8 protein-coding genes and 1 pseudogene are annotated in these 9675 nt (G+C 41.3%); 7 read left to right on the top strand and 2 right to left on the bottom strand.

The genetic code is table 11. The features are described 5' to 3' along the window. The 3 genes and pseudogenes from ACEO2X_RS01450 to dnaX all read left to right on the top strand — a co-directional run. Positions 1 to 120, top strand: a pseudogene (locus ACEO2X_RS01450) (IS30 family transposase); the annotation flags it as partial. Between the two features lie 75 nt (positions 121 to 195). Beyond that, positions 196 to 1482: a serine hydrolase domain-containing protein gene (locus tag ACEO2X_RS01445; protein ID WP_371970967.1), complete on the top strand. Its 1287-nt coding sequence runs from the start codon at positions 196 to 198 to the stop codon at positions 1480 to 1482. A 65-nt stretch (positions 1483 to 1547) separates the two neighbouring features. Then, entirely contained in the window at positions 1548 to 3803 is a 2256-nt protein-coding gene (gene dnaX, locus ACEO2X_RS01440; protein ID WP_004973273.1) for a DNA polymerase III subunit gamma/tau, read from the top strand. Positions 3804 to 3863: 60 nt separating this feature from the next. Here the strand turns inward: dnaX and ACEO2X_RS01435 are convergent, their stop codons facing one another. Beyond that, a complete protein-coding gene (locus ACEO2X_RS01435) occupies positions 3864 to 4313 on the bottom strand; it encodes a thioesterase family protein (RefSeq protein ID WP_004973275.1) in 450 nt (149 codons plus the stop codon). 101 nt (positions 4314 to 4414) lie between these two features. Beyond that, positions 4415 to 5575 (bottom strand): iron-containing alcohol dehydrogenase, encoded by a 1161-nt coding sequence (locus ACEO2X_RS01430; RefSeq protein WP_131260924.1) that lies wholly within the window; start codon positions 5573 to 5575, stop codon positions 4415 to 4417. Between the two features lie 119 nt (positions 5576 to 5694). Here ACEO2X_RS01430 and ACEO2X_RS01425 point away from each other — a divergent pair, with 119 nt between their 5' ends. Genes ACEO2X_RS01425 through ACEO2X_RS01410 form a run of 4 tightly spaced genes read left to right on the top strand, consistent with a single transcriptional unit; the run spans position 5695 to position 9425 of the window. Then, a complete protein-coding gene (locus tag ACEO2X_RS01425; protein ID WP_004973278.1) occupies positions 5695 to 6204 on the top strand; it encodes a low molecular weight protein-tyrosine-phosphatase in 510 nt (169 codons plus the stop codon). A gap of 3 nt (positions 6205 to 6207) precedes the next feature. Further along, a complete protein-coding gene (gene murB / locus ACEO2X_RS01420; RefSeq protein ID WP_131260922.1) occupies positions 6208 to 7248 on the top strand; it encodes a UDP-N-acetylmuramate dehydrogenase in 1041 nt (346 codons plus the stop codon). Between the two features lie 6 nt (positions 7249 to 7254). Continuing rightward, complete coding sequence (locus ACEO2X_RS01415; protein ID WP_131260920.1) at positions 7255 to 8382, top strand: YdcF family protein; 1128 nt, start codon at positions 7255 to 7257, stop codon at positions 8380 to 8382. Beyond that, a complete protein-coding gene (locus ACEO2X_RS01410; protein WP_096900878.1) occupies positions 8382 to 9425 on the top strand; it encodes an alpha/beta hydrolase in 1044 nt (347 codons plus the stop codon). The genes ACEO2X_RS01415 and ACEO2X_RS01410 overlap by 1 nt, the downstream gene beginning before the upstream one ends. Positions 9426 to 9675: the final 250 nt, after the last annotated feature.

Raw genomic sequence — 9675 nt, 5'->3', positions numbered from 1 at the left:
TCAAACGAACAAATAGAGCAGATAGAATTTGCACTCAACCATCGTCCTAGAAAAACACTAGGTTGGTATACACCGAGTGAAGTTATGGCTGGTTTTTATACTGTTGCACTTGCCGCTTGAATCCGCCTTATTTAAATTTGGGCTTTTTATTTGCGCTAAACTTTTATTAACAAGAAAAACGAGATAAACAGGACGATGCAACATTTAAAGGATTATATTTTTGCTGAAAATGAAAATTATCGTGGATGGGTTGCGCCTGAGTTTCATGATTTAGCGATGCAATTTAGCCGTTTGCAAAATGCACGTAGCCAACAGGGCGGAGCTGCTTTAGCGGTGTACTTTCAAGGTCAGAAAGTCGTCGATATTTACACAGGTAAAAAGTCGCCAGATGAAGACTGGCAAGCCGATACGTTATCGGTATGTTATTCCACAGGCAAAGGTGTATTAGCGACACTGGCACATATTTTGGTCAGTCAAGGACTGGTCGATTACGATACTCCCATTTATATATACTGGCCTGAATTCGCCCAAAATGGCAAAGCAACGATGACTTTAAAGCACATACTAAGCCATCAAAGTGGTTTATATGACATACGTAATATCATAGCCGATGCGACTGAAATGGCAGATTGGTCGCACATGCTGAATGTGCTGGCTCAAGCCAAGCCTCGTTTTGATGTGGCAAGTGAGGCGGCATATCAACCTTTAACTTTTGGTTGGCTGGTCGGTGGGATTTTAGAAAAAGCTACAGGTCGAACATTGGCTGAACTGATGCAGCAATACTTGGTTGAACCTTTGGCTTTGGATGGGGCTTATTTTGGTGTGCCTGCATCTGAGCTTTCGCGTGTCGCACGACCATTTAAAACTGCTGTGACATCAGTGCAAACAGATTCATCACCCACAAATAAACAGACAGCTAAAGTTCAAAACCAAGCTAAATCGAGCAAACGTCCTGTATCAATATTCGATAAAGTCATTGCATGGAGTGGGCAAAATCCGCAAGACTTTCAGGATGGCATGATTTCCAAAGGCATGAAAAATTTTAGTTTTTTTAGTGATACTGGTTTGCAAGCTGTGATTCCTGCTGCCAATGGTGTATTTACTGCCCAAAGTTTGGCACGTATTTATGCCATGTTGGCGCAGGGTGGATCATGGCAGGGTCAGCAATTGGTTCAGCCTGAAGTTTTTCAGCAATTAAGCCAAGTGCAATATGTGCAGCGTGATCGAGTTATGCCTATCCCGATGCATTGGCGATTAGGCTATCACCGTGTATTAAGTTTGGGTAAGCGCTCTCACGGTTTTGGACACATGGGTTTTAATGGTTCAGGCGCGTGGTGTGATCCTGACCGTCAACTCAGTTTTGCCTATACCCATAATTTTGCTGCAGGTTCTTTAATTGGTGATTATCGACTTTGGGGACTGAGTCAGGAAGCCATTCGCTGTGCAGATCGGCAATTGCAAGGGCGTAAAGGCTGGTTTTAGGCGTGATTGTACGTTCACTCTTTGCCAAAAAAACAGTATGCTTAGACCTGTAAAAAGGAGCATTCATGTATCAGGTACTTGCGCGTAAATATCGTCCTCGTAATTTTAATGAATTGGTGGGACAAAACCATGTATCACGGGCATTGACCAGTGCTTTGGAACGTGGGCGTTTGCACCATGCTTATCTTTTTACGGGAACACGTGGTGTAGGTAAAACTACCATTGCGCGTATTTTGGCCAAATGCCTGAACTGTGAAACAGGCGTGACATCTACCCCATGTGAAGTGTGTCCGACCTGTACTGCGGTCAATGAAGGTCGTTTTATTGATTTAATCGAAATTGATGCGGCGTCACGTACTAAGGTTGAAGACACACGTGAGTTGCTCGATAACGTACCTTATGCACCGACTCAGGGACGTTTTAAGGTTTATCTGATTGACGAAGTGCACATGCTGTCTACACATTCGTTCAATGCTTTGCTAAAAACTTTGGAAGAACCGCCTGAGCATGTGAAGTTTCTGTTTGCGACCACAGACCCACAAAAACTCCCTATTACTGTGATTTCGCGCTGTTTGCAATTTACTTTGCGTCCATTGCAGGTCGATGAAATTACCAGTCATTTAACGGATATTTTAGCCAAAGAACAGATTGTTGCAGAGCAAGATGCAATTTGGCAGATTGCTGAATCTGCGCAAGGTTCTTTGCGTGATGCGATGTCTTTGACAGACCAAGCCATTGCTTATGGTCAGGGTGAAATTCATCATCAAGATGTCAAAGACATGCTGGGCTTGATTGATCGCACCATTATCTATGATTTGATTTTAGCGATTCATCAAAACCAACAGCAGCGTGTAAGTCAGTTGTTATTACAATTTAGACAGCAAGCTTTAGATGTGTCTTTGGTGTTGGATCAGTTAATTTCGACACTGCATGAATTGGCAATCATGCAATATCTGCCAGATTTAAACCTAAAATACAGTGCTGAAATTAATCAAAAAATTCAGCAGCTTGCGGGTCTGATCTCTGCACAAGATTTACAGTTGTATTATCAAATTGCTTGTAAAGGACGCGCCGATTTACAAATTGCCGTAACCCAAGAACAAGGCTTTGAAATGTGTGTACTGCGTTTACTGGCATTTCGACCTTTGCAAGCCAATGAAGTGTTGGTTGCTGCGCCACAAAATACTGCACAAACAGCGGCTTCCCAGCCAGTTGCTCAAATGGAGCAAACTCCACAAGCTGTGGCAACTCAAAATACAGCACAAGCGGAACAGCATGTAACTGAATTAGATGCGGTTGCAACACCTGATCTTGATGGATTTGACTATGAGGATGACGATTATTCAGATCACACCACGACACAAACCAGTGTTGCAGAACCTTCTTCAGATGATTTTTTAGATGAGGATGAGCCTGAAGCTTTAACACATCAAGATCAACAGTCGATTCAAGCGCAACAACCGACTCCGCAAGCGCTACACTCAACAGCTGCGATTTCACCAGAATCTATGTCAGAACCTGCAGTGAATGAAGAAACTGCAATACAGGCTGAGGATAAGCAATCTGAATCTATCGTGTTTGATCCAAATGCAGATGCACAATTGTTTGGTTTAGATGAAGATGCCTCATCGGTAAGCACTACATCTGATGTGCAAAGTCATGATGATTTTTTACTGGAAAGTTTTGATGCCGTTGCACCGTTAGGTGATCTTGCTGCATCAGCCGAAACATCGCTAGTTTCATCTACACTACAATCGAATAATGCTTCACCGTCAATTACACAAAATGTAAGTAATGCAGAAACCGCTTTATTTGATTTAGCAGCGACTGAAGTCGAACCGAATGTTGCCAGTGCGACAGCACAACCGCAGCAAACCATAGCATCTAATGCCGATGATCAATTAATGCCGCAGGATATTCTGCGTTTACAGCCGCAAGTTTTAGAAGGTGAGTGGACTTTAGACAAGTGGGAATATTGGTTTAGACACAGCGAGTTGTCACCTGCCGTGCAAGAATTGGCGCAGCATGGCGTAATGACGGGGCAGATTAATGCTGAATCGGTTTTTCATATTCCTGAGCAATATCAGCAGTTATTGACTCAACTGCAACATGCTTTAGAAAGTGCTTTAAAAGAACAGTGGAGTAAAACTCTGTTTAAAGTGCAATATGAAAATGTGGATGACACGACACCGTACATTTTGCAGCAACAGCGCAAACAACGCGCTTATCAACGGGCTGAAAATTTATTGCATCAAGAACCGATTGTGAAAGATATTTTGCAAAACTTTGATGGCGAATTACATAACATTCAGTTGAAATAACCTGTTGTTAGCTTTTGTTTGCAGAATTTTAAGGCTGGGTCAAACCAGCCTTATTTTTTGCTAAGCGCAAGCTGAATCTGTGCTTTTATATGGCTGTAATGCTTCGCGGATGGAGTCAGGAATCGGGCAGTTTTGGCGTGTAATTCGATCTACAAATACATGCACCACTTGTCCTTGTGCAGCGGCAAGATTTTGATTGTTTTTAAAAATTGCCAAATCATAAATTAAGGATGAGTTTCCAATTTTTTGAATAGCAACACCTACTTCAATCATTTCAGGATAGGACAATTCCTGCAAAAAATGACAGGTGGAATTGACCACTAAACCAATACAGGGTGATCGTTTGGGTTCAAAGCCTGCTTTTTGCATCAGTAGGGCATTGGCTGCGCTGTCAAAATAGCTGTAATAAGTGACATTATTGACATGTCCATACATATCGTTGTCTGCCCAGCGAGTTTGGATGGGAAAGAAAAAAGCGTATTGCTCACGGGTTTTGGTGTCAGGTTTCACAAGTTTACCTATATTTTTATCGACGTGGTGTCATGCTTTAATGGGTGGAAATCATCCCAAATAAATGTAGAAAGTTAAATACAGAACGTTAAGCGTAAATGTTAGGCATAAATGGCTTGGTAAATCTGTAACGCATCCTGCATTTGCATTGCTCTCGGGTTGTTTTGCAATAAACGGCTTTGCAGCATCGCATCTTCTGCCAGTTGTGGCAGCATGTTTTCTGCTATGCCTAGGGCATTGAGTTTTAACACCAAGCCACTTTGATCTAAATGATTTTGTAAATGATCAATAAACAAATCACATAATCCATCTGTGCAGCCTTTACTGCGTGAGTCTAACCAACACATCAGTTCTGCATAATACTGTTTGGCTGCAGGCGCATTAAATTTTAAAACTTCGGCTAGTACCAATGCATTGCTATGCCCATGTGAAATATGGAAATGTCCGCCTAAAGGATAGGCAAGCGCATGTACCGCAGCCACAGGAGCATTGGCAAAGGCTTGTCCTGCCAGCATTGAACCAAACAGCATGTTTTGCCGTGCTTGCATATTGCTGCCATCTTCAAGCACTAATTTTAAGTTTTGATCAAGTAAACGCAGCGCATGTTTTGCCAGAAAATCTGAATACGCATTTTTTTTGATTTTAGAAGTATAGGCTTCAATGGCATGTACCATCGCATCTATACCTGTGGCTGCGGTAATCTGTGCAGGTAGATGACGGGTAAAATTGGCATCTAAAATGGCAACATCGGCATATAAAATAGGAGAAACAATGCCTGTTTTACTGGTTGCACCTGTGGTGACAATGGAAATAGGTGTGACTTCTGAACCTGTGCCTGCTGTAGTGGAAACTAGAATGAGCGGTAAACGTGGTGCTTTCGCATTGCCGACACCGTACAAGTCTGACAGTTGTTGAGTTTGTGCAGGATGACTCAGCACGGCAATAATTTTGGCGACATCCATCGCACTACCCCCACCAAAACCTAATACAACATCAATATTTTGCTGTTTGGCAAAATCAACTGCTTCTAACACAATCTGTTCTGCGGGGTCGGCTTGCACATTCGAGTAAATGGCATAGTCCAGTTGCAGTTGCTTTAAAATTTCTAAAATAGGTTGATGTAATTGTTGTTGTAAAATGCCAGCATCGGTGACCAATAACAAACGCTTATAATTTTTTTCGGTTAAAACCGTTTTTAGTTCAGAAATTGAACCCAATCCAGAAATAATGTTGCCAACTGTTTGAAATTGAAAATGCTGCATCGTCTTTATTCCTAATTTTTATACTTAATTCAACATTATTGTAGGGTCACGATATAGGATTCATATCATAAATAACTTAACATAAGACTCTTAAAAATAAAGTAGCTTTGAGGTTGTTTATGTCATCCAAAACGCCATATAAGGTGTTATGTGTTTGTTTGGGAAATATTTGCCGCTCTCCAACGGCAGAAATTGTACTTCGACATTTTTGTGATGAACAACAACTCAATGTGTTGGTAGATTCTGCTGGAACCAGTAATTATCATCCAGGCAAAGCCCCAGATTTACGCAGCCAAAAACATGCGTTCAAACGTGGTTATGACTTATCTACATTGCGCGCGCGTCAGTTACGTATACAAGACTTTGTCGAGTTTGATTTGATTTTGGCGATGGATTTTGAAAACTTAAGCAATATTCAATCTTTAATGCGCCGTGCTGAAGCTGAACTGGGCAGTTTGCGCGCTGAAATAGCCTTAATGAGCGAACACGATCCGCATTATACGCAGCAAGAATTACCCGATCCATATTATGGCGAAGCCGATGGTTTTGAGCGGGTGCTCGATCAATGCGAGTCGAGTAGTCGCGCATGGGTGAAAGTTTTACAACAACAATTTGAATTGAAGGTTTAAGTCATGCACATTCACTACAACATGCAACTCAAACCTTTCAATACGCTCAATTTAGATGCAACTGCGTCGCATTATGTCAAAATTGAAAATATTCAAGATGTACAGGATGCTTTGGCATTTGCTCAGACAGAACAATTAAATGTGCTGATTTTATCGGGTGGTAGCAATATGTTATTGCCTGAACATATTCATGCCTTGGTCATGCACATGGATATTCAGGGCATCGAAAAATGCGCTGAAGATGATGCAAGTGTCACCCTAAAAGTTGGGGCAGGACAAGTCTGGCATGAGTTTGTGTTGTGGAGTACGGAACAAAAGTTATATGGTCTGCAAAATCTGGCTTTAATTCCAGGTTTGGTCGGCGCTTCACCTGTGCAAAATATTGGTGCTTATGGCGTTGAAGTCGGTGAGTTTATTGAATCTGTGCAGGTCTATGATCGTGAATGCCAACAATTCAGCTCAATTGTTGCTGCAGATTGTCAGTTTGCCTATCGACACAGTATTTTTAAAGATCATCCCAACCGTTACATCATTACCCATGTGACTTTTAAACTGTTAAAACAGGCTGCGTTAAAATTAAATTATGGCGACTTAAAAGCTGCTGTAGGCGATGAGCAAACTGCTGAAAATCTGCAGCAACAAGTCATTCAAATTCGCCAAAGTAAGCTGCCTAATCCTGCAGAATATCCAAATGTAGGTAGTTTCTTTAAAAATCCTGTGATTTCGACTCAGCAATTTGACCAAATTGCAGCACAATTTCCAAATTTACCCCATTACCCACAGCCGAATGCGCAAGTTAAAATTGCAGCAGGCTGGTTGATTGATCAAGCTGGCTGGAAGGGAAAACAACTGGGTGTGGTGGGTATGTTTCATAAACAAGCGTTGGTTTTAGTCAATTATGCCGATGCCACTTTGGCAGATGTGCAACACACCTATCGTGCTGTGCAGCAAGATGTTTTGAGTCGTTTTGGTATTTCACTCGAACCTGAACCTGTGTTATTTGATGAAACAGGTTTGATTCGTGCACATCAACCGGTAGGTTAAGTGAAGATGAAACAGAATCGTTGGATGCTCAGATTGGTACAAATTGCTGCCGTGCTCTTTGTATTGTTTGCAGCATTCATGATTTTTATTTATTCACCTTTTTATTCTACTTTGGTGGTCAAAACGCTGAACACTTTGGTGCCTGTAGAAGTGAATCAAGTGGCAGCAAAAAGTCAGCAAATGGCGGCTTTTAGTGATCAAGACAGTTTGGAGCCCGGTTCAGATTTATGGATTGCCCGACAAGCTTATCTGAAGCTCATGGAGCAAGAAATCCAATCTAAAAATTCGCAAAATTTAACTTTAATTCAGGCACGTTATAAAGCCTTACAAGCGCTTATTTTAGAAGAACAAACGCAAAAAAAAATAGCCTCAGAACAAGAGTTGCCGCAAGTCCCATTGTTGGTGTCTAATGCAGCTTCTGAAGCGGTTGTAGAAGACCCATCCGAAAATGTAAAAGCCTTGCTCAATTTGGATAGTCATGAAAATCAGGCACTCATGGAACAATACTTGGAGTTTTTAAGCACTCATAAAATTGCCGAAACCGAAAGTGAGCCTGTAGATGAAGAAATCTTTAAAGATATTGCTTTAATTCAGCAACAAAATATTCCAAAAATACCTGCAAACTCTAAACCTTATGCGATTGTGGTTTTAGGTGGTGGCTTAACTTTAGATGATAATGGCAAAGATATTGTGGTCAATGACTACACACGTTTACGTTTAGAAACGACCCTAGCGGTGGTAAAACAATATCAATTGCCGATTGTACTGAGTGGTGTAGAAGCACCTTATATGCAGCGTTGGTTAAAAAAATATGATGTCGAAGCAAAATTATTAGAAGATCGCAGCATGAATACTTGTGAAAATTCACGTTTTAGTTCTTTATTATTACAAAAAAAAGGGGGGGCGCCGACAGTGATTTTGATTACAGACCGTTATCACATGCCACGCACCCGCCGTTTATTTGCTTTGAATGGAATTGAAACGATTCCAGTCGAGGCTCCCATGCCGACTCAACTGACCGCATGGCGTCCAAGTGAACAAAACTATGATCACAGTCGCCGTGCCAATTATGAAATGCTTGCCGCCATTCGGGATGTCTTGATTGGTTCTAGCGCATGTCGCGAGGTGCCATAATGCCTGATATTCCATTTTTAAACCCAAGCGTGTTGAAGCAATTAGATTTGCCAGTGCCGAGTAGGGAAACCACACCACAAATTCTACAACCTTTAAATTTGAATCGTGGTTTTGAACCGAGTGTTGAGTTACAAGCCTATCGACAGCTATATGGTTTTCATTTGTTGGACTGTGAACATTGGCAAGGCTATGTGCAAATGCCGTTGTTTAAATTGCATGTGCAAATTTTTCAACCCGATTTAAGCAAAACCAAATTTGATCAGGTGCAGGGCACGGTATTTCTACTGCATGGCTATTTGGAACATAGCGGGATTTATCAACCTATCGTCAAAGAATTATTAGAGCAGGGCTTTAGTGTTTTGACTTATGATTTGCCCGGACATGGATTGAGTGATGGTTATCCTGCCAACATCAAAAATTTTGATCATTATCAGCAAGTATTACATGCGGTTTATCAATATGTAAAAAATGCCGATCAATTGCCAAAACCGTGGTTGGGCATTGGGCAAAGTACAGGTGGTGCAATTTGGATGCATCACTTGTTGGAATTTGCTCAGCGCCGTGAAAATCCATTTGTAGAGCGTGTGTTGTTGTTATCGCCTTTGATTCGTCCTGCAAAATCGGCATGGTGGCATAACTCTGTTGGTTTGGGCATTATCCGTCGGATTAAGCGTGAAGTGCCGCGACATTTCCGACGCAATAATCATAATCCTGAATTTTTACGCTTTGTGCGTTTAAAAGACCCGCTGCAACCTAGAATGATGGGCATGGATTGGATTTTAGCCATGTCTAAATGGATGTTGGAGATGGAAGAACGTCCAGCTTGCCGTATTCCTGTTTGGTTGGCACAAGGGGCGCAAGATCAAACCGTAGATTGGCGCTACAACATTGAGTTTATTCGGCGTAAATTCCGCCTGCAAACCTTACTCATGTTAGAAGAAGGCTCGCATCAATTAATCAATGAACGTGCGGATATTCGTGCGGCTTTAACAGGGCTGATTCCTGCATTTTTACATGCACATAGCTCTAAGACTTATTATTAATTTATCAACCATCTTTTAAATACGGCTCTACATTTGCTTTGATGCTGTTCTCGGCATCAAAGCATATTTATGCTGCGCTGCTCATTAAAATGTGAAGCGATTTCTAAAATAAAATAGTACTTCACATTTATTTTTTATTTCATGCTCGAGTTTCATGTTTCAGTGCTATGCTCATGTTTATAAAATAAGCTAAATTTGAAAAACTCCTTAATTCTAGGGATAGTGTTTACATCAAAACGATTGATATATT

It is taken from the genome of Acinetobacter sp. AL9 (assembly GCF_041464035.1).
In the GTDB taxonomy this organism is placed as follows: domain Bacteria; phylum Pseudomonadota; class Gammaproteobacteria; order Pseudomonadales; family Moraxellaceae; genus Acinetobacter; species Acinetobacter towneri.
The sequence above is the reverse complement of the archived record's forward strand: the minus strand, read 5'-3'. Positions and strand labels throughout refer to the sequence as shown.

Excerpts from the sequence above, each read along its gene's own strand:
- ACEO2X_RS01445 (WP_371970967.1), top strand. The coding sequence starts at position 196 with ATGCAACATTTAAAGGATTATATTTTTGCTGAAAATGAAAATTATCGT.
- dnaX (WP_004973273.1), top strand. The coding sequence starts at position 1,548 with ATGTATCAGGTACTTGCGCGTAAATATCGTCCTCGTAATTTTAATGAA.
- ACEO2X_RS01430 (WP_131260924.1), bottom strand. The coding sequence starts at position 5,575 with ATGCAGCATTTTCAATTTCAAACAGTTGGCAACATTATTTCTGGATTG.
- ACEO2X_RS01425 (WP_004973278.1), top strand. The coding sequence starts at position 5,695 with ATGTCATCCAAAACGCCATATAAGGTGTTATGTGTTTGTTTGGGAAAT.
- murB (WP_131260922.1), top strand. The coding sequence starts at position 6,208 with ATGCACATTCACTACAACATGCAACTCAAACCTTTCAATACGCTCAAT.
- ACEO2X_RS01415 (WP_131260920.1), top strand. The coding sequence starts at position 7,255 with ATGAAACAGAATCGTTGGATGCTCAGATTGGTACAAATTGCTGCCGTG.
- ACEO2X_RS01410 (WP_096900878.1), top strand. The coding sequence starts at position 8,382 with ATGCCTGATATTCCATTTTTAAACCCAAGCGTGTTGAAGCAATTAGAT.